Origin of the sequence: Glutamicibacter sp. 363, assembly GCF_052379505.1 — a bacterium.
Lineage (GTDB): Bacteria > Actinomycetota > Actinomycetes > Actinomycetales > Micrococcaceae > Glutamicibacter.
Genome location: NZ_JBQSYR010000003.1, coordinates 143,112 through 165,844 on the forward strand (window position 1 = coordinate 143,112; position 22,733 = coordinate 165,844).

The 22,733-nt window shown below is 61.4% G+C and carries 21 protein-coding genes and 1 tRNA gene; 10 read left to right on the forward strand and 12 right to left on the reverse strand.

Translation table 11 applies throughout. The annotated features are described in order from the left end of the window. Window positions 1-310: 310 nt before the first annotated feature. Window positions 311-589, forward strand: a complete 279-nt coding sequence (locus ACT3UA_RS03195) for a helix-turn-helix transcriptional regulator (RefSeq protein ID WP_096288557.1) — start codon at window positions 311-313, stop codon at window positions 587-589. Beyond that, complete coding sequence (locus tag ACT3UA_RS03200) at window positions 586-1,986, forward strand: type II toxin-antitoxin system HipA family toxin (protein WP_096288559.1); 1,401 nt, start codon at window positions 586-588, stop codon at window positions 1,984-1,986. The genes ACT3UA_RS03195 and ACT3UA_RS03200 overlap by 4 nt, the downstream gene beginning before the upstream one ends. Before the next feature lie 400 nt (window positions 1,987-2,386). Here the strand turns inward: ACT3UA_RS03200 and ACT3UA_RS03205 are convergent, their stop codons facing one another. The 3 genes from ACT3UA_RS03205 to ACT3UA_RS03215 are packed head-to-tail and all read right to left on the reverse strand — an operon-like array spanning window position 2,387 to window position 4,593. Then, window positions 2,387-2,548 (reverse strand): hypothetical protein, encoded by a 162-nt coding sequence (locus ACT3UA_RS03205; RefSeq protein ID WP_176484280.1) that lies wholly within the window; start codon window positions 2,546-2,548, stop codon window positions 2,387-2,389. 11 nt (window positions 2,549-2,559) lie between these two features. Then, window positions 2,560-3,228 carry a response regulator gene (locus ACT3UA_RS03210; protein WP_096288562.1) on the reverse strand — a complete coding sequence of 223 codons (669 nt, stop codon included), beginning with the start codon at window positions 3,226-3,228 and terminating at the stop codon, window positions 2,560-2,562. A gap of 15 nt (window positions 3,229-3,243) precedes the next feature. Continuing rightward, a complete protein-coding gene (locus ACT3UA_RS03215) occupies window positions 3,244-4,593 on the reverse strand; it encodes a sensor histidine kinase (RefSeq protein WP_444615505.1) in 1,350 nt (449 codons plus the stop codon). 138 nt (window positions 4,594-4,731) lie between these two features. Here ACT3UA_RS03215 and ACT3UA_RS03220 point away from each other — a divergent pair, with 138 nt between their 5' ends. Continuing rightward, complete coding sequence (locus ACT3UA_RS03220) at window positions 4,732-5,655, forward strand: ATP-binding cassette domain-containing protein (protein ID WP_444615506.1); 924 nt, start codon at window positions 4,732-4,734, stop codon at window positions 5,653-5,655. Continuing rightward, window positions 5,652-6,446 carry a hypothetical protein gene (locus ACT3UA_RS03225; protein ID WP_444615507.1) on the forward strand — a complete coding sequence of 265 codons (795 nt, stop codon included), beginning with the start codon at window positions 5,652-5,654 and terminating at the stop codon, window positions 6,444-6,446. The genes ACT3UA_RS03220 and ACT3UA_RS03225 overlap by 4 nt, the downstream gene beginning before the upstream one ends. A 105-nt stretch (window positions 6,447-6,551) precedes the next feature. On the opposite strand, the gene ACT3UA_RS03230 is transcribed toward ACT3UA_RS03225, so the two are convergent. The 3 genes from ACT3UA_RS03230 to ACT3UA_RS03240 are packed head-to-tail and all read right to left on the reverse strand — an operon-like array spanning window position 6,552 to window position 7,891. Next, window positions 6,552-6,989, reverse strand: coding sequence for a DoxX family protein (locus ACT3UA_RS03230; protein WP_105570171.1), 438 nt, complete (start codon window positions 6,987-6,989; stop codon window positions 6,552-6,554). Then, window positions 6,982-7,404, reverse strand: coding sequence for an organic hydroperoxide resistance protein (locus ACT3UA_RS03235; protein ID WP_444615508.1), 423 nt, complete (start codon window positions 7,402-7,404; stop codon window positions 6,982-6,984). Before ACT3UA_RS03235 ends, ACT3UA_RS03230 begins: the two co-directional genes overlap by 8 nt. 34 nt (window positions 7,405-7,438) lie before the next feature. Beyond that, window positions 7,439-7,891, reverse strand: coding sequence for a MarR family winged helix-turn-helix transcriptional regulator (locus ACT3UA_RS03240; protein WP_444615510.1), 453 nt, complete (start codon window positions 7,889-7,891; stop codon window positions 7,439-7,441). A gap of 219 nt (window positions 7,892-8,110) precedes the next feature. Between ACT3UA_RS03240 and ACT3UA_RS03245 the strand changes: the two genes are divergently transcribed. The 3 genes from ACT3UA_RS03245 to ACT3UA_RS03255 all read left to right on the forward strand — a co-directional run bounded on the left by ACT3UA_RS03245 (window position 8,111) and on the right by ACT3UA_RS03255 (window position 9,924). Then, window positions 8,111-8,557, forward strand: a complete 447-nt coding sequence (locus ACT3UA_RS03245) for a hypothetical protein (RefSeq protein ID WP_444615511.1) — start codon at window positions 8,111-8,113, stop codon at window positions 8,555-8,557. Between the two features lie 94 nt (window positions 8,558-8,651). Continuing rightward, window positions 8,652-9,257: a DUF305 domain-containing protein gene (locus ACT3UA_RS03250; protein WP_444615512.1), complete on the forward strand. Its 606-nt coding sequence runs from the start codon at window positions 8,652-8,654 to the stop codon at window positions 9,255-9,257. 34 nt (window positions 9,258-9,291) lie between these two features. Then, window positions 9,292-9,924: a CueP family metal-binding protein gene (locus ACT3UA_RS03255; RefSeq protein ID WP_444615513.1), complete on the forward strand. Its 633-nt coding sequence runs from the start codon at window positions 9,292-9,294 to the stop codon at window positions 9,922-9,924. A 94-nt stretch (window positions 9,925-10,018) separates the two neighbouring features. Here the strand turns inward: ACT3UA_RS03255 and ACT3UA_RS03260 are convergent, their stop codons facing one another. The 3 genes from ACT3UA_RS03260 to ACT3UA_RS03270 all read right to left on the reverse strand — a co-directional run bounded on the left by ACT3UA_RS03260 (window position 10,019) and on the right by ACT3UA_RS03270 (window position 15,256). Continuing rightward, complete coding sequence (locus ACT3UA_RS03260) at window positions 10,019-13,381, reverse strand: efflux RND transporter permease subunit (RefSeq protein ID WP_444615514.1); 3,363 nt, start codon at window positions 13,379-13,381, stop codon at window positions 10,019-10,021. 853 nt (window positions 13,382-14,234) lie between these two features. Continuing rightward, complete coding sequence (locus tag ACT3UA_RS03265; protein WP_096288587.1) at window positions 14,235-14,672, reverse strand: DUF6036 family nucleotidyltransferase; 438 nt, start codon at window positions 14,670-14,672, stop codon at window positions 14,235-14,237. Next, complete coding sequence (locus tag ACT3UA_RS03270; RefSeq protein WP_096288590.1) at window positions 14,669-15,256, reverse strand: helix-turn-helix domain-containing protein; 588 nt, start codon at window positions 15,254-15,256, stop codon at window positions 14,669-14,671. Before ACT3UA_RS03270 ends, ACT3UA_RS03265 begins: the two co-directional genes overlap by 4 nt. Before the next feature lie 473 nt (window positions 15,257-15,729). Here ACT3UA_RS03270 and ACT3UA_RS03275 point away from each other — a divergent pair, with 473 nt between their 5' ends. Then, window positions 15,730-16,278 carry an OsmC family protein gene (locus tag ACT3UA_RS03275; protein WP_217990425.1) on the forward strand — a complete coding sequence of 183 codons (549 nt, stop codon included), beginning with the start codon at window positions 15,730-15,732 and terminating at the stop codon, window positions 16,276-16,278. A 66-nt stretch (window positions 16,279-16,344) separates the two neighbouring features. Here ACT3UA_RS03275 and ACT3UA_RS03280 read toward each other — a convergent pair whose 3' ends face one another. The 3 genes from ACT3UA_RS03280 to ACT3UA_RS03290 all read right to left on the reverse strand — a co-directional run bounded on the left by ACT3UA_RS03280 (window position 16,345) and on the right by ACT3UA_RS03290 (window position 20,848). Continuing rightward, the gene (locus tag ACT3UA_RS03280) at window positions 16,345-17,835 is read right to left on the reverse strand and encodes a malate:quinone oxidoreductase (protein WP_176484283.1); all 1,491 of its coding nucleotides are present in this window, start codon (window positions 17,833-17,835) and stop codon (window positions 16,345-16,347) included. A 59-nt stretch (window positions 17,836-17,894) separates the two neighbouring features. Then, window positions 17,895-19,736 (reverse strand): ABC transporter substrate-binding protein, encoded by a 1,842-nt coding sequence (locus ACT3UA_RS03285; RefSeq protein WP_217990426.1) that lies wholly within the window; start codon window positions 19,734-19,736, stop codon window positions 17,895-17,897. 173 nt (window positions 19,737-19,909) lie between these two features. Then, on the reverse strand, window positions 19,910-20,848 hold the full coding sequence (locus ACT3UA_RS03290; protein ID WP_096288600.1) for a 2-hydroxyacid dehydrogenase: 939 nt from the start codon (window positions 20,846-20,848) through the stop codon (window positions 19,910-19,912). A 173-nt stretch (window positions 20,849-21,021) separates the two neighbouring features. Between ACT3UA_RS03290 and ACT3UA_RS03295 the strand changes: the two genes are divergently transcribed. Both ACT3UA_RS03295 and ACT3UA_RS03300 read left to right on the forward strand, forming a co-directional pair. Further along, window positions 21,022-21,094 (forward strand) — tRNA-Lys (locus tag ACT3UA_RS03295). Between the two features lie 700 nt (window positions 21,095-21,794). After that, complete coding sequence (locus tag ACT3UA_RS03300) at window positions 21,795-22,580, forward strand: DUF4839 domain-containing protein (protein ID WP_096288603.1); 786 nt, start codon at window positions 21,795-21,797, stop codon at window positions 22,578-22,580. Window positions 22,581-22,733: the final 153 nt, after the last annotated feature.

A 22,733-nucleotide genomic window follows, 5' to 3' on the forward strand; every position in this document is an offset into this window, starting at 1 on the left:
GCGAGAGTTCGGAAAATTGCGCATTCGAAGCAGTGCCACCCTATGCGGATTGAATGCTTGGTAGTTGCCGGCGAGTGCGGGTCGCGGTGGTGGGTGGCGTGTTGACCGGGGATCCGTGGCCCGCATTTCCGAACCTCGGTAGTGGCCAACCCGCCCATTGCATCGTTGCGTGCCATCGGGATCGTCGGCTGAAGCTTGGGCCGAGCCTCATTCGTTAGTTGGTGATGAGGTGAATTCTAGGCATCGCAATGTAGCTATTTGCCCTCACTGTATGAGATAATGTTTATAAGTAGCTACATTAGGAGCTTGAATGCTTGAGGCTCAAAAGCTCGGTGCAAGCCTGCAGGAATGGCGCATTATTCTTGGGTTGACTCAAGAACTGGTTGCCGAGCGGGCCGGCATCTCCAGGAGCACGCTGATCAAACTAGAACAAGGCGCAGGAGCAAAACTCGAAACCTTCCTTGTAGTCGCCAAGGTTCTCGGCATTGTCGACCGTATAAATGATGCTGTAGAGCCACTCAACACCGACTTGGGTCGTGCCAGATCACGACTGCTTAGTCGCCAGCGTGCACCAAGGGGGAGTTCATGAGCCCGCGGAACCGCATAAAAATCAGGCGTGTCGAGGTACTGACTGGCGAGACTGCAACGGGCACTTTGACGATCGAGTCCGATGCCTTCTCACCACTGGAGCATATAGCCTTCACGTACTCCGACTCCTGGCTTGCCTCTGACTGCTCCTTCGCTATTTCGCCCGAACTTCCGTTGATCAAGGGGCCGCAGCGCCCCACCTTGGGACGGGAGATGTTCGGCTCGTTCATGGATGCTGCACCGGATGCATGGGGTCAGCGACTCCTCCATGAGGAGGCACGGCTGCATTCCAAGGCAACTGGCGTACCAGCACCGAGGAATACGCAGATATCCCGGCTCTTCATGGTCAACGACCAGACGAGGCAAGGCGCACTGCGGTTCCGGGAAAACGGAAAATTCCTCTCTAGCTGGGGACAATGGGCGGGTGTTCGCGACCTGCCAGAGCTTGCCGAACAGTCACGCGCTTACGAGGAGACCGGGTACATAGACGAGCAAAACAGCTTGCTCATCGGGGCTGGATCATCTCCTGGAGGTGCTCAGCCAAAAGCTTGGGTTCGCGACGCGGATGGGTCGATGTTGCTCGCCAAATTCCCAAAGACCTCGGACCTGGGCAATGTCCAGCTCTGGGAAATGGTAGCGATACGCCTGCAGCAGCGAGCTGGAATCGAGGTCCAACCTTCCCGGCTGATGAGGCTGGATGAATACCACCAGATCTTCCTCACCAAGCGTTTCGACAGGACGGGCGATGAGCGCATACCGTACATGAGTGCACGCACGGCCCTCCAGCTAAGCGACGGCGAGCACCCAAGCTATGTCAAGCTTGCCCGTGAAATTTCGATGCTCTCATCCAACCCCGTGGCAGATTCCAAGGAGATGTTCAGCCGAGCAGCGTTCGGCGCCATGGTCAACAATATCGATGACCACATGCGAAATCACGGCCTGCTCAAGATTGGCAGGGGCTGGAGGTTGTCGCCGTCATTCGACGTGAATCCCATGCGGACAGGCACCTCCGACACTCCTCTCGTGCCGGGTGGGGATACATTCGACCGGAACGTACTCGAACTGCTGGACCACCTTGACTCGTTCCGGCTCACCCGTACCGAGGCCGTCACGCGCCTGCGCCAGATCAATGAAGCTGTCTCCCATTGGGCCGAGGAGGCGATCAGGCTCGGTGCCGAGGCCGACGCGGCCGAATCAATGCACCGCGCCTTCGAGGGCTCGAACCGCAACCGAGTCGCGGGCCTCAAAGACATTTCGCCACCCACTGCCATCAGCCTCGGGGAAGCGGCTGGAGAACCCGGAGATTCCGGCCAGCCGAAAACCGGACAGGTGTGGATCAAAGCCCACCACCGCGCAGGCAGGTACGTCCCAGGACACTACCGGTCCCGCCCTAAGTAGCAGCAGCACTGGATGGACGGGCAGCTTCCACCGGTCGCTGCTCGGCGCGCTGGGTTGCAGGAATGATCTATCCATGACGTCCTACGAGTTTTCTCTGGCCGAACTTCCGCCGATGTCAGCTAGGGATCCTCGGACCAGCTGCAAGTGCCAACAGCGAAGGCGTTTCGCGGGGTGGTTCAGCCTCGCTGGGAATCCACTTGGTTTGTCAAGGGAATCCCGATAATGCGGACGGACGGTATAGGGATAACTGGCACGAACCTGATCAGTTCTGGGAAAGCCGGCGGGCCTTCATCCCTGGTCTTCCAGAACGGATGAACGACCAATGGCCTGAATTCGGATAGCTCCTCTTCGGCATGCTTGAATATGGGTCGACCATTGTTGTCATGTCATCTGATGGCGTTTAAATCCCTGCCGCAACCTCGACGAACTCAGTTTCGATGAACGTGTCGAGAAGGCCGCGTGCTGCGATGAGATCAACGGGCTGCTGCGTCGTGAAAAGCCACCTTTTGGGATGAGCGGTGCGTTCAACATTCTCCGCCCCTGCCGGCAGCATGCGAAGCATGTCGTGAGCCGCTACGGGTGGACCAGCCCCGCGCGATAGGCAATCAGCGCGGCATCCACGCGGTTGCGCGCGCCGAGTTTGAGCAGGATTGCGGTCATATGCCCCTTGACCGTCGCCTCGGTGAGCACCAGCCGGGCGGCGATCTCCGCGTTGGTCAGGCTCGCTCCCACCAGCGCCAGGACCTCGCGTTCGCGCACGGTCAATCCTTGGACCAAGGACAGGGCGCGGGTCAGCGAGGCGGTATCGATGCCGCGCACCTTGTCGATCACCCGCCGGGCAATGCGCGGGGAGAGCGCCGCGGCGCCCTCGGCCACCGCATGGATCGCGCCGAGCAGTTCCTCGGGCCCCGAGCTTTTGAGCATGAATCCGCAGGCTCCGCCGGACATGGCCCGGTCGATGTAGTCCTCCTCGCCGAAGGTGGTCAGGATCAGCACCTTGGCCTCCGGGGCCTGGGCCAGGATCGCTTCCATGGCGCCCAGCCCATCGAGCTGCGGCATGCGGATATCCATGAGGATCACCGATGGGTCCAGGCGTGCGGCCAGTTCGATGGCGCGCACCCCGTTCTCGGCTTCGCCGATAATCGAGATGCCTGGGTCGCTGGCGAGGATCGCGCGCAGCCCGGCGCGGATTAGCGCGTCGTCATCCACCAGCAGGACGCTGACGGGGGTATCCATGCTCATCTGCAGCTCCTTTGGCTAGCCGGCGGGGTAGAGGTGGTCGGTGGATACCAGCACGTCATCGGTGAAGCACAGGCGGAACATCTCGCTGCCCAGATCCAGCAGGCCGGTCCGCGCCGCATAGTAGCGGCACTGCGCATTCTCGGGCGCTGCCGGCTCGTCGATCACGGGCAGCGGCTCATCCAGGCCCGGGGCGCGGACCAGCGAAGCAACCTCGCCCGAGTCCATGCCCACTTTGAGCTTCTGGTACTCCGACGGGTGCAGGGCGGTGGCTTGGTAGGTGGCATGCTGCAACAGCAGCAGGGCCGCGGCAATCACCGTGACGGCGAGGACCGGCAACAGCACCAGCATCGAGGTGCTGGTGCGCTTCACCGGAGAGCGCACCCCGGCAGGCGCCGGGGGCGAGGGTGCCTGGGGAATGGAAGCGCGCAGTTCGAAGCGCTCCTTCGTGCGGTGCACCGCCAGCGAACCGCCGGCGGCTTCGAGGGCGCCGCGCAGCGAAGCGATCCCGGTGGCCCCGGGCCGGACCGGCGGGACGGGGCCAGCGAGCTGATTGGAAATTCTCAGCACCGCCTGCTCCGAGCGCGTATCGAGTTCCAGCTCCACCTCGGTGTGCGGCGCGTACTTCGCCGCATTGGTCAACGCCTCCTGGGCTACTTGGCGCAGCACGGCGGCCCACCGGAGGGATCCGGGGGCCTGCGGTGGTGGGCCATGCCGGGTGAAATTGATCTTCATGCCCTTGGCCCGGGCCTGCTCGACCAGCTGCTCCAGCGATGAATCTGCCGGACCCAGCGGTGCTTGGTCGCCTTCCTCGTGCAGCACCCCGATGATCTGGTGCAGATGCTCGATGGACTCATCGGCCTGCTCTCGGATCCGCGCCGCCTGTGCATGGGCTTCCGTGCCCTTTTCCAGGGTTACCTGCAACCCGCCGGTGGACAGTGCCAGCAGCGCCAGATCGTGGCCCAGCTGATCATGCATGGCCTCGGCAATGCGTGCCCGTTCGCGCAGCTCGGCCTGCACCACCACATGCCGGCGTTCCTGGCTTCGGAACAGCACCGCATTGCGCCGCGCCCGGCCGGCCCACCAGGGCAGCAGCGCAAAGAGCACCAGGCCGGTGAGGATATTCAGCGCAAAGGTCAGCCGGCTCAGGTGGGAGGACAGCGCCAGTGTCACCCCGGCGGCTAGCGTCCCCGACCCAAGGGCCAGTAATCCATGGGCCAGGGAGGAAACATGCCGTCCGGCCAGGTAGCTGCAGGCCGCGGCCAGGGGAGCGAGCACAACCCAGGCCCCGTTCGTGGAGATGGGGACCAAATAGGCGCAGAGAGCCAGCAACATCAACAGGAGCGGCTGCTTCCACGAGGTAGTCATGAACAACATGCTACTCAGCGAGGGCGCAGCCGAACACCGACCAAGGTAGGGGATCGCCGGCACCACAGTGCGGACGTATGGCCGGTGTGCTCGCCTGCGCAAATTCCTAGGGTTGGAACAGAACCCAAGGAGCACACCATGATCACACTCGAAGCATTGAGCAAGGACTTCGGCGCCACCCGCGCAGTCAATGCGCTGACCGCAACCATAGAACCCGGGCAAGTGACCGGATTCCTCGGACCCAACGGGGCCGGCAAATCGACCACCATGCGCATGATCCTCGGATTGGACGCGCCAAGCAGCGGGCAGGCACTGGTCAACTCGGTTCCCTACGCGCAGCTGCGCTACCCGCTGCATGCGGTAGGTGCGCACATCTCCGGCACGGCGGGGCACCCCGGGCACACCCCGCGCACCTTCCTGAAGGCCCTGGCGCAAAGCAATCGGATCCCGGCATCCCGGGTGGATGAGGTGCTGGCCGAAGTCGGCTTGCAGTCGGTGGCCGCCAAGCGGATCGGAGGGTTCTCCCTGGGCATGCGCCAGCGCCTGGGGATCGCCGCGGCGCTGCTGGGCGATCCTCATATCCTGGTCCTGGACGAGCCGATGAACGGACTGGACGCCGAGGGCATCGGCTGGATCAGGCAGCTGGTGCGCACCCGGGCGGAGCGCGGCGGGACCGTCTTCGTCTCAAGCCACCTGATGAGCGAGGTGCAGCAGGTGGCGGACCAGCTGATCCTGATAGGCCGCGGGGAGCTGATCGCCCAAGCACCTACCGGGGAGTTGATCAGGCAATTCACCCAGCAGGTCATCACGGTGCGCTCGCCGCAGCTCGCCGCGCTCGCCGGGCTCCTGCGGCAACCGGGCATCGAGCTGAACGCCGCCGAGGACCGGCTGGAGGTCGTCGGCCTGCCGCTGGAAAATATCGGCGCGCTGGCCTTCGCCCATGGCATCGAGCTGCATGAACTGAGCATTGCCCACGGATCGCTGGAAAACGCCTATAACCAATTGACGCATGACACGGTGGAATACTCCGCCGAATTAGCAGGGGGAGCGGGAAGCAAATGAGCACGCTGCAGATCAATGAATCCGCATCCGGATACCTGGGCGGAGAGCTGTTGCGGGCTGCCCGCGCCGAGGCCACTAAATTCTTCGGGCTGCGTTCGCTGCTCTGGCTCTATGCCTCGGGAATCGCGCTGACCATCGCCTTCGGGTGGCTGCTTGGCGCCAGCGCGAAAGCCAGCGGGGACAATGGCTTCGACACGGCGATGCCAGCCCCGCTGATGGTCTTCGCAACCCTGCAATTCGGCCAGCTGTTCTTCGCTGCCGCAGCCGCCCTGCACATCACCAACGAGTACTCCAGCGGGACCATCACCACCTCCTTGCAAGCGGTACCGCGTCGCTCGGTCATGCTCGGCGCCAAGGCGCTGCTGCTGTCCGGGCTCAGTTTTGGTGCCGGGGTGGCCATGATCGGCTTGGGCACCATCCCGGCAGCGCTCAGTGCGGGGCAGTACGGCGCCTTCGCTCTCTCCGACCTGGTCTCGGCTTGCCTGGGCGCCGGTGCTTATCTGGCGCTATTGAGCTTGATGGTGCTCGGCCTCGGGCTGCTCTGCCGGAACTCGGCGGGAGCGATCGTCTCGGCGATCATGCTGGTGATCGGGCTTCCGCAGATCCTGCAGCTGATTCCGTTCGAGTGGGTGCAGACGCTGGCCCAATACCTGCCGACAAACGCGGCGACGTTCATGGCCACCGGTGCCACCGAGCCCTATGGGCCGCCGGCGGCGCTGCTGGTGCTGATCGGCTGGACCGTGGTCCTGCTCGGAACCGGATATTTTGCGCTGAAGCGGCGTGACACCTAGCCGCGGTCGGCACTTGGGAACCTGCCAACGCAGTTGCGCAGACAGCGCAAAGCGAGGTATCCGGCTCACCGCCGGATACCTCGCTTTGCGCCACGGCAGCTGTAGCTATGCCTTGGACCGGAGCTGCGCCCGATCGCGCCATGCGGCGGTGCTCCAGAGCGCAAGCGCGATCAGCACCGGTTGGAAGAACAGCCGGGTGAGCCGTTTCCCGTCGGTATCCAGTCCGAACGCGTCGCGTCCCTCCTGCCATTGCGCGAAATTGCCGGGGAACACCGCGACGAAGAAGAGTGCGGCAATCCAGCCCACGGCTACCCGCTTTTTGAGCAGCGCCAGCAAGGATAGCCCCAGCCCGATTTCGGCCACGCCGGAGAGAATCACCGTCAGGTCCGGATCCAAGGGGACAAAGTCCGGGACCTGGGAGCGGAATTCCTCGCGGGCAAAGGTCAGGTGGCTGACCCCGGCGAAGCCGAGGAATGCTCCGAGCCCAATGCGTGCGCCGTGCCGGGCGAACCCCAGCGGTTTTGCCGCCGGCGATTTAGTCATCGCTGACGCTCACCAATACATCGATGTTGCCGCGGGTGGCGTTGGAGTAGGGGCAGACCTGATGGGCCGCATCGGCGAGTTCCTGGGCCAGTGCGGGTTCCATGCCGGGAATGATGACTTCGAGCTCAACTGACAGCTTGAATCCGTTCTCGCCGTCGCGGTTCAAATGGACTCGCCCGCCCACGCTGGAGTCCTCGATCTTGACCTTGCGGCTGCGCGCCACCACGTTCAATGCCGAGTGGAAGCAGGCGGCGTAGCCCGCGGCGAAAAGCTGTTCCGGGTTGGTTCCGGTTCCCGAGCCGCCCAGTTCTGCCGGGGAGGTCAGGGCCAGGTCGAGCTTGCCATCGGGAGTCTGTACGCGGCCTTCGCGGCCTTGGCCGGAGGACAGGGATTCTGCGGTGTATAGGGTTTCCATGGAACTGCCTTTCGATGATGGTGAAAACTTGTAGTTATTCTCCGGAGGGTTGATCCGGAGAAGAGATTTCCTGCATGGAGGTGGTGATGCGGTGCAGGGCTGCCAGCAGTGCCTGCGCGCTTTGGAGATCCGGGAGTCCGGTGCCGCAAGCAATTTGCGCCGGAATATGTGCCAGTTCTTTGCGCAGGGATGTTCCGGCGGGGGTCAGGCTGACGTTGACGACGCGGCTATCTTCCTCATCGCGCTGGCGTTTTATGAATTCCTTCTGCTCCAGCCGGCGCAGCAGCGGGGACAGGGTCCCGGAGTCCAGCTGGAGCATTTCGCCGATTTCGCGCACCGGCTTATCGCCTTCGGACCACAGCGCAACGAGCACCAGGTACTGGGTGTAGGTCAGCTGCCACGGGGCGAGCAGCTCGGCGTATGCCCGGGTGGTTGCCCGGCTCGCCGAGTAGAGGGAGAAGCACACCATGTCGTCAACTATTGCCATAAAATAATGATTGCACGCAATTCAATTGTGCGCAACTTAAATTCTTGATCCTTTGGGTGTGATGCTGCGCGGGCTACCGATCGGGCTCTTGGCGATGGCGTCGAATTGGTTATGGATTCGGGGAGCTTAGCTCGCTGGAAGCATCGGGAGAGATCCAGCCCTGTAGCTTGATCCGGTCACGTTTCGCGCCCTTGAGCTGGCATCGCTAAGCTGGGATTCATGAACATCGGCAAGCACCTGGCGAATGCCGGCGGGCGTAACTACCCCCGCCTAGCCGTAGTCCGCTCGCTGTTGCTGATCAGCGCGGTGCTTTTCGGTTTGTTCTCGATGCACGTGATGAATCATGGACTCTCGGCTGATTCCCCGGCCCCGCCGGCCCCGCCGGCGCAGCCGCATTCGGCAGCAGCCATGCACCTGCATCATGCTCCGCTGGCGGACCCGGGCCATCCCTCCGAGCAGGGCTGCGCCGACTGTCCGATGGGCCATGAGATGGCCGCCGCGGGTTGCGTTTTGGCGCTGCTGGTCATGCTGCTGCTCTTGCGGCCACCGCATACCGTAGCCGTGGCCCGGACGGTGTTCCTGCGGACCTTGTGCGCGGCTTCGAAGCTTCGTGGGGTCGCGCCGGACAAACCTGATCTGACTGCCTTGGGGGTTTGCCGAACGTGAGAGCTTGGCAGGTCATTTGACCTGCCGCCCGCTAGTTCCGGCGCCGCCGCCGGCAGGCGCCGCTCACGTTCCGAACTCATCAGGAGAACCACCCATGAACAAGCAGACCTTCTTTTCCAGCGCCCTCGCACTGGGCGCAATGCTCGCCTTCACCGGATGCGCGGGGGAACCATCAAGCACGCCGGCGCCGAGCGCCTCGGCTTCCGAAGCGCATTCCGGGCATTCCATGGAGCAGTCCCCATCGGCCAATGACGCCGATATGGCGTTCGCCTCGGGCATGAAGATGCACCACGAACAGGCGATCGACATGTCCGAGATCCTGCTGGACAAGTCCGGGGTTCCCGCCGAGGTGGTGGCCCTGGCCGAACGGATCAAGGCGGCGCAAAGCCCGGAGATCGAACGCATGGACCGCTGGCTTTCCGAATGGAACATGCCCGAGGGGATGGATCACGGGGCTATGGACCACGGCGACGGGATGGTTCCGGAAGATGAGATCAAGGCCTTAGAGGACGCAACGGGGTCCGAAGCTGCCCGGCTCTTTCTTGAGCAGATGATCATGCATCACGAAGGTGCCGTGGTGATGTCCGAGACCGAGATCAATGAAGGAAGCTACCCGGCGGCCATCGACCTGTCCAAGCAGATCGTTGATTCCCAAACCAAGGAAATCAATGAGATGAAGCAGCTGCTTGAAACGCTGTAGCCGGGAATTGAGGACAGAGAGGTTGGGATTGACCGTGCCCAAAAAATTCGCAGGCGGCAAAGGCACCCGCGCCAGGATTGCGGCCGCCGGCTCGGTAATCGCGCTGGCCGCGTTGACCGGGTGCAGCACTGCACCGGCCCCCGCCGCGGCGCCCGAGCCTACGGTGGTTGCGGCCGAGCACACCGGACAGTTCCTCGCGGAGCTTGGCCTGGCCGGGCTCGACGCCAGGGCGGCGATCGATCGGCTCGACCGGATGCCGGTGGCGCAGCGGCCGGGCGACTTCACCGCCTCGGTGCAGCCGGACCAGCTGGTGCTCACCGATGCGTCGGGACGCACCGCGGCTCTGCCGATGCCGGAAGATGAGTACTACCTTTCGGCGGCACCCTATGTGAGCCGGACTCACAGCTGCCACTTCCATAGCCTGACCACGTGCCTGGGGGAGCTGGCGGGAGAGGAAGTCCAGGTGAAGGCAACTGACGCCGACACCGGCGAGGTGCTGGTGGAGAAGAGCGCAAAAACCTTCGACAATGGATTCCTTGGCCTCTGGGTTCCGCGTGGAATTAATCTGGATCTGGAATTCAGCTACGAAGGCAAAACCGCGAAGACCACCGTGTCCACCGCTGGCAGCACAAACGCCACCTGTCTGACCGAGCTGCCGCTGGTCTAAGGCAACGCGTCTGGAGAACTGCACAACCAAAAAAGCATTCGGGCCTGCAATCACTTTTAGTGGTTGCAGGCCCGAATGCTTGGCGCCGGAGAACTTAGTCCTTGGGCTCTTCGGCCGCCTTGTTCATCATTTCCTCGAACGCCCGGCGCTCCTTGCGGGAGACGGGGATCTGGCCGGTCAGCGGATTGACCACCTGGCCCGGAACCGTCTTGGGCTGATGCGGATCCGCCGGCTTGATGTCCGGCACCTTCGGCTCGGGCTTGGCCTGCTGCTTGTCCTTGGCCTTCACTGGCGTCTGCTTGGCCCCCGGGGTGATCTTCGCGGTGGCCCCGTTCATGGCCAGCGCAAGATCCTGAGCTCCCGTGTGCTGCTCGGCGGAGTGCTTGCGTCCCGCACGGCGCAGCTCGCGCTTCTCCTTGCGCGACTCCACCAGGCGGTAGAGCACCGGTACCAGGATCAGGGTCAGCAAGGTTGAGGACACCAAACCGCCAATGACCACCACGGCCAGCGGCTGCGAAATGAACCCGGACTGGCCGGTGAGTCCCAGACCCATCGGGATCAGCGCGAAGATGGTGGCCAGCGCGGTCATCAGAATCGGGCGCAGACGCTGACGGGCACCTTGCATGATGGCCTCATCCAGCGCCATCGCCGGCCGCTCGGGGGTATCGGCCCGATACTGGTTGATCAGGTCGATCAGCACGATCGCGTTGGTGACCACGATGCCCACCAGCATCAGCATGCCGATCAAGGACGGCAGTCCCAGCGGGATGCCGGAGATCAGCAGCAGGCCGATGGCCCCGGTGGCGGCGAACGGAATGGAGACCAGCAGGATCAGCGGCTGGATCAGCGACTTGAAGGTAGCCACCATGATCACGTAGACGATCGCGATGGCCGCCAGCAAGGCGAGGTAGAGCTGGTTAAAGGATTCGGCCTGCTCGGTGGCCGCGCCGCCGATTTCGGCACTGGCGCCCTCGGGCAAATCCACCGAGTCGAGGCGCTCGGTGACGTCCGCGGAGACCTTGCCAAGCATGTTCTCTGCCGGGGTCAGCGTGAGGGTGGAGATGCGCTCGCCATTGGAGGTGGTGACCTGCTGGACGACCTTGGTGCGTTCCACCGTCGCCAGGTCCTGCAGCTGCACCAGGCCGGCGGCGGTGGGGATCTGCAGTTCGCGCAGCTTGTTCAGCCCGTTCAGATCCATGGGCTCGCCGATCTGCACGGTCATGTCCGTGTAGTCCAGGCGCAGGGTGCCCGCCGGGACGGCGGAGACCTGGGAGGCGACCAGGCCGGAAAGCTGCGCCTCGGTCAGCCCCGCCTCGGCTGCCTTGTCCGCGTCGATATCGATGGAGACCTGCTCGCGTTCCGCCGAGAGGTTGTCCGCGATGCCGGTGACATGCTCGGTACCGGCCAGCGCTTCGCGCAGCTTCTCGGTGGCCTCGCGCAGAATATCCTCATTCGGGGCCTTGACCTCCACGGTGACGTCGCTGGACATCATCGCCGAGGAATTGGAGCCGAAGCTCAGGGTGACATCCTCGGACAACTCCAGGCCCTGGATCTGTTCGCGGACCGTATTGCTCAGCGCCTCCTGGTCGCGATCGGGGTCGGTGATCGCGGTGAAGCTTGCGGTGTCCGCGCCGGAGGCGAACATCGCCGCCATGCCGCTGGCGGTGCCCACGGTCATCTGCACATCTTCCAGGCCCTCGATGTCTTGCAGTTTTGCTTCCACCTTCTCGGCTTCGGCCAAGGTGGTCTCCAGCGCGGTGCCCGAAGGCATCTTCGCGGTGATGGAGATCGAGTTCTCCCCGGTGGAGCCGAGCAGGTTGGTGTTCAGCAGCGGAGTCATCATCACGGTGCCGGCCAGGATCAGCACGGAGGCCAGCAGCGTGATGACCGGGTGCTTCTGCGTGCCGTTGAGCACCGGCACGTAGGCGCGCTGCAGCCAGGACTTGTCCTCGGCCACGTGGACGGTGCGGGTTGCCCCGGTCCCCGGGCGGTGCGGCAGGAACCAGTAGGCGAGCACCGGAACGATGGTCAGCGAGACCAGCAGCGAGGCGAGCAGGGCGATGGTCATGGTCATCGCGAAGGGGCTGAACAGCTCCCCGGCCATGCCGCCGACCATGGCGATCGGCAGGAACACCGCCACGGTGGTCAGCGTCGCGGCGGTAATCGCCCCGGCCACCTCCCTGACCGCCAGCAGGATGGACTGGGCCTTGGATTCGCCGTGGGCCAGGTGGCGCTTGATGTTCTCGATCACCACGATCGAGTCATCCACCACGCGGCCAATGGAGATGGTCAGCGCGCCCAGGGTGAGCATATTCAGCGTGTATCCGAACACGTTCATGCCGATGAAGGTGGCCATCAAGGACAGCGGGATGGAGATCGCGGTGACCAGCGTGGAGCGCACGGAGAACAGGAAGATCAGGATGATGATCACGGCGAAGCCCAGGCCCAGGGCGCCTTCCAGCGCCAGGTGGCTGATGGAGTCCTCGATGAAGGGTGCCTGGTCGAAGATGGTGGTCATCGTCGCCTTGTGGCCGAGCTCGGCTTCCAGATCCGCGATCATCGCGGTGACCGCGTGGGAGATCGCGACGGTATCCCCGTCCGGGGTCTTGGTGACCTGGATGGACAGGGTCTCATCCCCGTTGGTGCGCGTGACGCTGGTGGCCTCATCGGCCTGCACGGAGACCTCGGCGACATCCTTGAGCAGCACCGGACCGGTCTCGGTGACCAGCGGAATGTCTTCGATCGCGGCCAGGGTATCTGGGGAGGAGCCGGCGATCACCGGAAGCTGCAGCCCGTCGACGTTCATATTGCCCACCGGCATGGGGGAGCCGGCGTTCTCGATGCCGTCCTTCAGGTCGGCAACGCTCAGCCCGGCGGCGCTGAGCGAGTCGTCCTCGGGGATCACCGCGATGTGCTGGGAGGCGCCGCCGGAGACGGCGGCTTCACGCACCCCGTCAATCTTCTGCAGCTTGGGCAGCGCGATGCGTTCCACGTCATCGTTCAGCGCTTGAAGCGACTCGTTCGAGGAGACCGCGAGCATCAGCACCGGAAGGTCGGCAATGGAGCCGGCCAGCGCCGTGGGTTCCACGTCTTCGGGCAGCTGGGTCTTCACGTTGGAGATCGCGCGTTCCACCTGCGCGCGGGCACGGTCCATATCGGTGCCGTACTCGAAGGTCAGCGCGATGCGGGTGAACCCGGTCTGCGAGGTGGCGGTGGAGGATTCCAGCCCCTCGACCGCCTGCAGCGCGGTTTCCAATGGGGCGGCGACCTGTTCGTCGACCACCTCGGGGCTTGCACCCATCTGGGTGGCCATCACGGAGATCTGCGGGAACTCCAGCGAGGGGATCAGTTCCTGTTTCAGCGATCCCATGGAGATCACGCCGAAAACGGCGGCGAAGATCGTGATAAGCGCGATGAGCGCCCGGTTCTTCAAAGACAAGATGGCCAAGCGCTGCATGCGTGTGTGGTCCTAGCTGTGTCGCAGTGGGAGGGGCTGAGCACAACTTTAGTTGGTTGTCATTGCTCAACAGTCACCGAGAGATGTTAAGCACGCAAAAATCATCCGAATGGATTACCCAGGAGTGGCCTGCAACAGCGGTGCCGGAGGAGATAGCGGGTTTTTTGGGGCGTCTACTGTTCTCCGCGCCATGCCTTGAGGAACCATGTGCCAGCGCCGCATGGAAGGAATTTGCGCCTGTAGAACCCCAGGCTCTGTTTGGCGCGTTGTCGACGTTGTCCCGCCGCAGGACAAGGCCTGCACCTCGCACTGAGTCCGAAGGGTCTCGCAGACGTGCGCCGAGCGTGTGATGGTGACTTCGGCCCGAGAACTTTGGCTGCGGCGCCCACCACTCTTAGACGGAAGTGGGTAGGGAAGAACCGGGAAATCGAGTTAGCGGCGGTACGTGGATTATTGGCCATCGAGAACGGCTATTTACTCAGGGGCCGCATCATTTCCGCGAGCGCCACCGATGGCTGTGGGATTGGGCAGCCGAAGTTCACCGCGGAACTCCGGTACGGCTGGCGCCGCACCAAACGCACTTGGATGGTTTGCCCGACATGGAAGGGCTCCGTTGGAGCCGTTGCCTTGAGGTATGAGGTAGGCAGGAACGTTGCGAATATGAATGCTCGTTGGAGGAGTCCTCAACGTTGCGGAACATTCATGGATCCACAGAGGCCGCCTCCGCGGAGGGCCAACGCCTAGTTGTGTTTGTTTTTTCGCTTTTGGTTTATGGCTTCTTCGGCAACGATAGGAGCATCTTCGCGGCTCGTCCTAGAATATGCGACGTCATCGCCGCCATAGAGCTCTGCGGCTATTTCCGTAGCCGCATCCACGTTTTGAATACCCAGCTTTCCAGTAAGAAGCTGAGGTCGGGCATGTCCCGATCTCGAGCCGAACTGAGCTTCATTGCAAGCAGCGTTTCAGGCGAAGCGATATATGCCTCGAGCCCTTCACCAAGGTTGATACTGACCCATTTTGCTCCTGCGGGGATGAAAGCGGTCGCACTGGAGTTCAGCCACCCGGAGGGAAGATTGCGTTCCTGAGCCATTAATTCAACTACGCGCTCAACGTCGGCTGGGGGTGTATAGGAGGCATCAATGTCTTGGGTCACCCGACGCTCGTTTCCCGTGAAGGCGATGGCCGCCCCGCCGACCAGTCGGATCGTCGGGGTGATTCCCTTGGCACGCAGCCTGCTCCCAAGCTCGCCAAGCAGTTCGCGAATCTCATCGATGGTGAAGTCTTTGCTCACGCCATCTCCAGCGAATTATCTTTGAGGAAAATATTAAAATCAGCCAATGTCTTCGGGGTGCGCTTGATTGTCAGTTCTCTGAATGCGTCGCTCATGCTCCGCGTGTCACTACCTGGAAACCAAGGGTCCTGCAGTTTTACACCCCACCGAGGTTTTTGTGCAGAAACGCCTTCAAGTGCGATTCGCGCGCCCGCTGCAAGCAAAGCATCAAATCGTTCGCTTCCGGTGGGGCCGGGCTTCTTGAGGTGCTCCGGCTTCATCATTTTCAATTGCTTCAATGAATCCATTGCAATTCGTAAAGCGAATTCACTGTCACCGGAGGACAGCTCGCGGGCAACATCGCGGGCCGCCTCGTCGAGGACCGCCTGAGGCGTCGGAGCCGGGGCAGCCCAGCGGATGTTCAAGGCGTCGGCAACTCTAAGCGAAGCGCCAAGCTCAGCTGTCTCTTTGCCGGATTCAAGCTCATAGATGAATTTTCGGGAAAGCCCGGTTTTGTTTGCAAGCCCCTGCTGGCTCAACCCGCTTTGAATCCTTGCGCCACGGATTGCTCGCCCCAGTTCTTGCGCGGTACTAATCGTTCCCATATTTACATTATGACACCGTTCGCTCACAAAATGCAGATATGCGCGTAGGTAGATTGGAAGCGGGCGTAGGTCGTGATGAGAGTTTCATGGAATTTTCACTCATAGATATCGAGCGTCGTTGCGTTGTGGTTTGGTGGTTATTTCCGCGCACACCCCAAAACCATCCCTACGGCGGTTCATGAATCTTCATTGGCGCACAGACTAGGCCCCAGGGGTGCTAGATCATCGGCCGCCGGCACTGGACATTCTAATTCGCTCTGGCATCGATGTCGGGATAGTACCCTCGCCCTAATGATTTGTGGATGAACGCTAGTAGGAGATCCTTACAAGCGGGGACGTTCCTCCAAGGGCCTCAAAGATTCAAGTACACGGAACGGCGATCCTGACGTAACGAATTACGGCTGCCAGCAAGCAGGTGCTAAAACTGCCAACTGATCGGGTCCCATAGTGGGATTCGAGCGCATACTCGGTGTATGGGAATGCCCCACGGAACTTCGCAGATGGGTAGGACGGCCATGGACCGGGACACTTTACGCAGCGTGCAGCGGCCGTTGAAACAGCTTTACCGCGAGCAGCCGCAAGCCGGAAGCATCGTATTGGAGGCCACCGGAACTCTCGGAGAAGAAGGACTCTCCTGTTCGGTGCAAACCGGTCAGGCGCTGGTGAGCGCCGGCCTGCACCCGTCCACCGGCGGGGATGGGACGCTGGCCTGTTCGGGGGATCTGCTCCTGCAGGCGCTGGTGGCCTGTGCCGGGGTCACCCTGGCTGCGGTCGCGATCAACCGCTCGCTGAGCGTTGCCGGCAGCGTCCACGCGAGCGGTGTGCTGGATGTGCGCGGCACCTTGGGGCTGGACCCCGAAGCCGCGGTGGGATTCAGCTCGATCAAGTTGTCCTTCGAGCTGCACACCGAGGCCAGCGAGCAGGACATAGCGCAGCTGATCGAGGCGACGGAAAAATATTGCGTGGTGCTGCAGACCTTGCGATCCCCGCTGGCCATCGAGGTCACTGCGTCGGCGGAATGACAAAGGCCCGGTTCGCTTCCCTGGCCGCTAAGCGGCAGGAAGCAAACCGGCCCTTGCCCCCGTTGGCTAGCTCAGTTCCAGGCTCTTATCGGTAGCAGCCTTGACCTCGGCGTAGAGCGCCGGGTTTTCGTTCAGCTTGGTGCCGTAGGAAGGGATCATTTCCTTCAGCTTTGCTTCCCAGCCTGCGAACTGCTTCGGGAAGCAGCGCGAGAGCAGGCCCACCATGATCGGAGTCGCGGTCGAGGCGCCTGGGGAGGCACCGAGCAGACCGGAGATCGAACCGTCCGAGGAGGTGATGACCTCGGTGCCGAACTGAAGGACGCCGCCCTTCTTGGCATCCTTCTTGATGACCTGTACGCGTTGGCCGGCGGTAATCAACTCCCACTGGGAGCCATCTGCTGCGGGGAAGTACTCGGCCAGGGCCTCGTCCTTCTTGGCACGTGACTTGAGCACCTCCTTGATCAGGTAGGCGGTCAGCGACATGTTGTCCTTGCCCACTGCAAGCATAGGGATGATGTTATGCGGGCGCAGCGACAGCGGCAGGTCCATCTGTCCGGTGGACTTCAGGAAGTTCATCGAGAAGCCGGCGTACGGGCCGAACATCAGTGAACGCTTTCCGTCAACGAATCGGGTATCCAGGTGCGGCACGGACATCGGTGGGGCGCCGACCGAAGCCTGGCCATAAACCTTTGCGTGGTGCTGGTTGATGATCGCTTCATCGGTGCAGCGCAGGAACTGACCGGAGACCGGGAAGCCGCCGAAGCCCTTGATCTCATCGATGCCGGACTTCTGCAGCAGCGACAAGGCGCCGCCGCCCGCGCCGACGAAGACGAACTTGGCCTTCACGGTCTTCACAGCGCCGCTGGCGTTGTCCTTGACGGTGATTTCCCAGCCGGCGCCATCGCGCTTGAGGGTCTTGACCTTGTGGCCGTAGTTCACCGACGCGCCTGCGGCACCCAGCGAGTTGGTCAGGTCCTTGGTCAGGCGACCGAAATCAACGTCGGTGCCCGAGGCCACGCGGGAGGCGGCGACCTTCTGCGAGGCGTCGCGTCCCTTGGCGACCAGCGGAGTCCACTCGTTGATGGTGTCTAGATCGGTGGTGTGCTCCATTTCGCCGAACAATGCGTTCGGCTTCAGCGCGTCATAGCGCGCCTTGAGGTACTTGGAGTGGTCCTCGCCAATGACGAAGGACATATGCGGCAGCGCGTTGATGAAATCCGCGTCTGCGACGCGCTTGTTCTCAACTGCCCACGAGTAGAACTGGCGGGATACCTGGAACTGCTCGTTGATGCCGATTGCCTTGGCTGGGTCAACCGTTCCGTCGGCCTTGGCCGGGGCGTAGTTCAGTTCGCACAGTGCCGAGTGACCGGTACCTGCGTTGTTCCATGGTGAGGAGGATTCCTCTCCGGCCTTGTCGAGGTTTTCGAAAAGACCAATAGACCAGGTTGGTTCCAGCTGGTTGATCATGGTGCCAAGGGTGGCACTCATGATGCCGGCACCGATTAGTACTACGTCAAAAGATTCGGTTGACGTTTCAGAAGGCACGAGGATCTCCATCGACAGTGATACTTTGCTCTACTACAGACTAGACCTAGTAGACCACCGGTTAAAAATCGTTAACTGGAAAGTGCAGGTGAGTTAGTCATCTGCACGTCCAGATAGCTCTCATTGAGCATGGGCGAGGAAGGGTAGTAGGTGACGTTCGGGTTGAAGGCCAAGGCGGAAATCGGAAATACCAGTGGGACCAGCGGTAGATCGGTGTTCAGCGTGGCCAAAATGGCAGTCATGGCCGCCGTGCGTTCCTCGCCAGGAGGCAAGGAGCGGGCAGCCAAGGCCTGTGAGTCAAGTAACTTGGAGGTGTATCCGAACTCATGCTCCTTGGCGTCGAGAATTCCGGAGATGAAGTCATCTTCCAGGCGATAGCCACCGGAGAAGCCCAAGAGGTGCATCCCGTTGAATTCCTCCGAACGCACCGTATCCACATATCCGTCGGTCCACGCAATGGGGCGTGGCTTGATCCGGATGCCTACCGCAGCCAGGTCTTCGGCCAATTGGGCGAAGGTGCGCTCGGGCAGCGGAAGGTAGTTTCGCGAGACCCGCAGCGGGTAGGCGAACTCGATGATTTCGCCCTTGTAGTCGATGTCCGCCAGCAGCTGCTTGGCCTTATCGGAGCTGTGGTTCAGCGTGCCCTCCGGATCCGGGACGCCGAAGGCCGGCGGCAGGATGCTCTGCGCGGATTTGGAACCCTGCAGGAAGAGGTTGTCGGCCAACCGTCCACGGTTGACCGCGTGGGTGATGGCCATGCGGAATTCGGGTTTGGCCAGCCATTCGTTGCGGTGATCCAGTCCGAGATACAGCACCGAGAACGGGTCGCGCTGCACGACGACTTTCGCGTTGCGCACCAAGGTACGCATGATATCGACCGAAACCATGTCGAAGCCGTCGATTTCCTCCGCCATCAGCGCGCTTTCGCGGTTGTAGGGGGAGGGGACCGGGGAAACCACCACTACTTCTGGATGGTTCGGGTTGTTGCTGAGCTTTGATTTGTCCCAATAGTCGGCGAAAAGCTCCAGATTCACGGTGCCCTCGTCGTTGGATACGAACTTGTAGGGGCCGGTGCCGGAAGGCGCGGTGAGCAGCGCTTGGCTCGGGTTGCTTTTTGGGCCCCCGGCGAGGGAATCCGGTGCGGCGATCGCCATACCCGGCAGGGTGAGCGATTCGATGAGCCCGGCACGGCGTCGACGCAGCTTCAAGGTGAGAACGTATGGCTCCGTGGCCTCGACTCCGGCGAAATAGCTTGCGCTGCCGCCGAGGGATTTTCCGGTGAATAGGTCCTGAGCGTAAATGGCCTTGAGCTTCTCCAGCTCGGCCAGGCGCTGGGTCTCGGCCGCCTTCTGCTCCTCGGTGACCGTGGTGCCCTGGTCCAGCTTGAGCTTCAGCTCCGCCTCGGTAGGCAGCTTGGGAATGTCTTTTTCGTGGTGGAAGACGTGCATGAAGCCCTGGCTGGAGCGCAGCTGCAGATCCTTGGGCAGCTTGACCCAGCGGTTGAAGTTCGCCACGACGGCTGCGGCATTGAATTCGCTGCCGTCGTGGAAGCGCACCCCGCGCCGCAGCGCGAAGGTATAGCGCAGCCCGTCTTCGCTCTCGGTCCATGATTCGGCGAGGCCGGCAATGGGGCTGCCGGTATTCGCATCGATGGAGATCAGCGTCTCGTAGATCTGGCGGGTGATGCGGAAGGATTCGTTGTCATTGGCCAATGCGGGATCCAACGACACCGGGGGAGCGGAAGCTGCCAGACGCAGGGTACGCGGAATTGCAGGTTCACTTGCCGACGGGCTGGCGGAGGCTACGCCTTCACCGTTCTTAGAGGTGCAGGAAGCCAACGCCAGTGTTGTCGCAGCGAGCGATCCAGTGAGCAGCAAGCGTCGCGTCACGAGATGTTGTTGCTTCGAAGGCACGGTTGTGGCTCGACTTCCTCTTGATTGCTTTCGGTTCCCAGCCGCGGTGAACCGGCGGCTTTCGCGGCGGTAAACGGTTTGGGTATTTATCAAAGATAGCGCACGCCGCTAGCGGCACCCCCAGTAACTCTCGGGGTGCCGCTAAGTGGAATCAAATTGTTAGCTAAAAAGCACTAACTAGTGATCTGATGCACAGCGTTCTGGCCAAGTTCGCCTTCGGACCAGGCCGGGAGCTGCTTTTTGAGCAGGCGCACCATCCGCGGGAAGAAGGCGCCGGTGTTTCCGCCGTTATGCGGCAAGATCAACGCGTTCGGGCATTGCCACAGCGGGTGGTCCGCCGGCAGCGGCTCTGGTTCGAAAACATCCGAGGCCACCGACAGCCGGCCGGAGGAAACTTCGGCGACCAGCGCATCGGTGTCCACCACTGGACCGCGGGCCACGTTGACCACCAGTGCTCCGTCGGGAAGTTTGGCGAGCAGCTGGGCATCCACCAGATGGTGCGTGGAGTCATTCAGCGGAACAATCAGAATCAGCACCTCGATTTCACCGGCGTGTGCGGAGAGCTGGTCAATGGAGAGCACCTGGCCGTGCGCGTCGGTGCGGGCGCGGGAACCGAAGCGCAGCAGGTTCACCTCGAAGGGATCCAAGCGTTTGCGGATCTCCTCGCCAATGCCGCCGACGCCTACTAGGCCCACCGTGCGATCGGCCAAGCCGGGCCACTGCATGGGGTTCCACGCCCCTTCGCGCTGGTCGCGTACCGCCTGTGGGAAGCCCCGCAGTGATGCGATGGCCAGCCCTAGTGCCATCTCTGCGGTGGCTGCGGCGTGCACCCCGGCGGCCGTGGTGATGCTTGCCCGGTCGCCAACGAGATCAACCAGTCCGTCGTAGCCGGTGGTCTGCGTTTGAACGTGGCTGACGTTTGGCGCCCGATCGATGTTGCGCAGGCTGTGCGGTGAAGCCATATAAGGGAAGATCGCTATGTCGATCTCCTCCAGGTTCGTGGATGGCTCGTTGACCAAGTCCCAAATAACTGGCTTGAGGTTGCGTGGCAGCTCGCCGACAGCGTTGAGGAGTTCTTGAGTGGGAAAGGAAACCGTGCGTTGGCTGTTCATGGGTTCACTGTATAAAGCAGGAGATGCCTATGGAAATAACCCCAAGTCATCTGCTGTAACGAAGGTCACCGGCCGGAGGGCCCCTCTCGTTTTGCACTCTCGCCGAAAGCTGGTAAAGTTTTATCTCGTTGCGAAAGCGCGAAGCATAAAAAGCTTCTAGAACATCGCAGCGGGCGCCTCTAGCTCAATTGGCAGAGCAACTGACTCTTAATCAGTAGGTTTCGGGTTCAAGTCCCGAGGGGCGCACAGTGAGAAAGGTCGGACTTCGGTCCGGCCTTTTTGCGTACCCGGATCAAACTTCGGCACCTAGCCCTGAAATGCGGGCCGTAAACCTCGGGTCGGATTTCTTCTCTCACGGCCGACTTTGATCGTCCCCTCATTTGCCCCAGCCTCAACGCTCGTTAGCCGTTCATCGTTTGGCTCATGGCAGAGAGGAATGAACAGCGGACCACGACTATGGGGGAGCGCCATGCCCGAGCCAGAACGTGAATACCAAATCAATGTCCTGCGGGAATTTCGAGGCACAGAATCCATCACCATTTCAAACTGGACAAAAAGAGGCTGGGAAGTAGCCGAGGTAATGGCACTGGCTGCTGTTAACGATAATTACCTTGCGTCGGCCCAGGCAGAAGCTCCCGAAGCACGCCTAAGTGATACTTGGCGTGTGCGTTGCCGCGCTGTTCCTGAAAGGTGGAATCTTGGCATGGATGGAAGGTCACCGCGAAGTCGAACCCGCTGAACGGGCACCGCATCGGTCAGTAAGAGTAGGTGAAGGAGCTGTCGCCAAAAAGACGGAGAAAGTGGAAGTACGAGCCGAACCCGCGTTTGCTTCTGGTGGCTACGGAATGTTTCTGCGTATTTATCCTCATAAATAACGAATAGTTGAAGCTCACAGTTAGAATCACGGCAGTTGGAGAAGTGCAGAGTTAGTACCTATGGGGGCGAAATGTCTGAATCGGAAATTGATTACCACTCTAAAATCGTGAAAACGATCCGAGGCGCGGAGTCCAGGGCGATTTCGAAGTGGACAAGTGAAGGGTGGGAACTCGTAGAGGAAAAGCGCGGACGACTCCAAACTCAAATTACCTTCCGTCGCCCAAAGCGCAAGTTGTCTAGACGAGCGATGGTAGTTCTTGGCGGAAGTATGGCCGCGTTATTTATTTTTATTGGTGTCATGGCCGTTCTCGAAAGTGGAAATGAACAAGAACCAATTGCGCCAGTTGCTCGTGAATCGGAGCAATCAAATGAAGAACCAATAATCGATGCGACCGCGGAAGTGATAGACGCAGAGCTGCCGTCCGGTGATTCGTTGCTGACCGAAGTTCCAAGTGCAGCACCCGCAGAAGAAATCTTGACCGTGGACAACAGCAAAGACTTAGCTGAGCTTCTGGCTGGGAGCGATTCCGGTCCTGTGGTTGAAAAGTTCGCAGCGAAGTACAAGGACCAGTTGATTGAATTCGATGCCAGCGTTTGGGCTCTCGCGCAACATGGTAACTACAAAACTCGGTATGACATCTTGATCGCTGCCGGGAACTTTGATGAAAACCGGTCGCCTGGCCCAAGCTTCCAATTTCGTGATGTCAATACCACTAACGACCTGCACTACACCAATGAGAGCCCCACAGGCACTATTGGCATCCGAGACAACATCCATGTAGTTGCCAGGGTCGGAAAATATAGCCCGGATAGTCTTCTGTTCCAACTGGAACCAATCGAAACTAGCTTTAGATGAGCCGCCAGCCTTTCTGCGGAACTGTCCTTGCTGGATTCTTCCGCGGCCTCATCTTGCGCGTGTAATCCGATAAATATTCCCCTTCTCGAATCCGTTGCACTTTTGGAACCCATAATTTCTCAGAGTCGAGGAATCAGTTTCTTCAGCATGGGC

Bases quoted from the DNA above. Each gene is read 5' to 3' on its own strand.
- ACT3UA_RS03230 (WP_105570171.1), bottom strand. From the start codon at position 6,989: ATGACTAAATCGCCGGCGGCAAAACCGCTGGGGTTCGCCCGGCACGGC.
- ACT3UA_RS03200 (WP_096288559.1), top strand. From the start codon at position 586: ATGAGCCCGCGGAACCGCATAAAAATCAGGCGTGTCGAGGTACTGACT.
- ACT3UA_RS03205 (WP_176484280.1), bottom strand. From the start codon at position 2,548: ATGCTTCGCATGCTGCCGGCAGGGGCGGAGAATGTTGAACGCACCGCT.
- ACT3UA_RS03290 (WP_096288600.1), bottom strand. From the start codon at position 20,848: ATGAACAGCCAACGCACGGTTTCCTTTCCCACTCAAGAACTCCTCAAC.
- ACT3UA_RS03235 (WP_444615508.1), bottom strand. From the start codon at position 7,404: ATGGAAACCCTATACACCGCAGAATCCCTGTCCTCCGGCCAAGGCCGC.
- ACT3UA_RS03195 (WP_096288557.1), top strand. From the start codon at position 311: ATGCTTGAGGCTCAAAAGCTCGGTGCAAGCCTGCAGGAATGGCGCATT.
- ACT3UA_RS03240 (WP_444615510.1), bottom strand. From the start codon at position 7,891: ATGGCAATAGTTGACGACATGGTGTGCTTCTCCCTCTACTCGGCGAGC.
- ACT3UA_RS03210 (WP_096288562.1), bottom strand. From the start codon at position 3,228: ATGAGCATGGATACCCCCGTCAGCGTCCTGCTGGTGGATGACGACGCG.
- ACT3UA_RS03215 (WP_444615505.1), bottom strand. From the start codon at position 4,593: ATGACTACCTCGTGGAAGCAGCCGCTCCTGTTGATGTTGCTGGCTCTC.
- ACT3UA_RS03245 (WP_444615511.1), top strand. From the start codon at position 8,111: ATGAACATCGGCAAGCACCTGGCGAATGCCGGCGGGCGTAACTACCCC.
- ACT3UA_RS03300 (WP_096288603.1), top strand. From the start codon at position 21,795: ATGTCTGAATCGGAAATTGATTACCACTCTAAAATCGTGAAAACGATC.
- ACT3UA_RS03260 (WP_444615514.1), bottom strand. From the start codon at position 13,381: ATGCAGCGCTTGGCCATCTTGTCTTTGAAGAACCGGGCGCTCATCGCG.
- ACT3UA_RS03275 (WP_217990425.1), top strand. From the start codon at position 15,730: ATGGGAATGCCCCACGGAACTTCGCAGATGGGTAGGACGGCCATGGAC.
- ACT3UA_RS03220 (WP_444615506.1), top strand. From the start codon at position 4,732: ATGATCACACTCGAAGCATTGAGCAAGGACTTCGGCGCCACCCGCGCA.
- ACT3UA_RS03225 (WP_444615507.1), top strand. From the start codon at position 5,652: ATGAGCACGCTGCAGATCAATGAATCCGCATCCGGATACCTGGGCGGA.
- ACT3UA_RS03250 (WP_444615512.1), top strand. From the start codon at position 8,652: ATGAACAAGCAGACCTTCTTTTCCAGCGCCCTCGCACTGGGCGCAATG.
- ACT3UA_RS03280 (WP_176484283.1), bottom strand. From the start codon at position 17,835: ATGGAGATCCTCGTGCCTTCTGAAACGTCAACCGAATCTTTTGACGTA.
- ACT3UA_RS03270 (WP_096288590.1), bottom strand. From the start codon at position 15,256: ATGGGAACGATTAGTACCGCGCAAGAACTGGGGCGAGCAATCCGTGGC.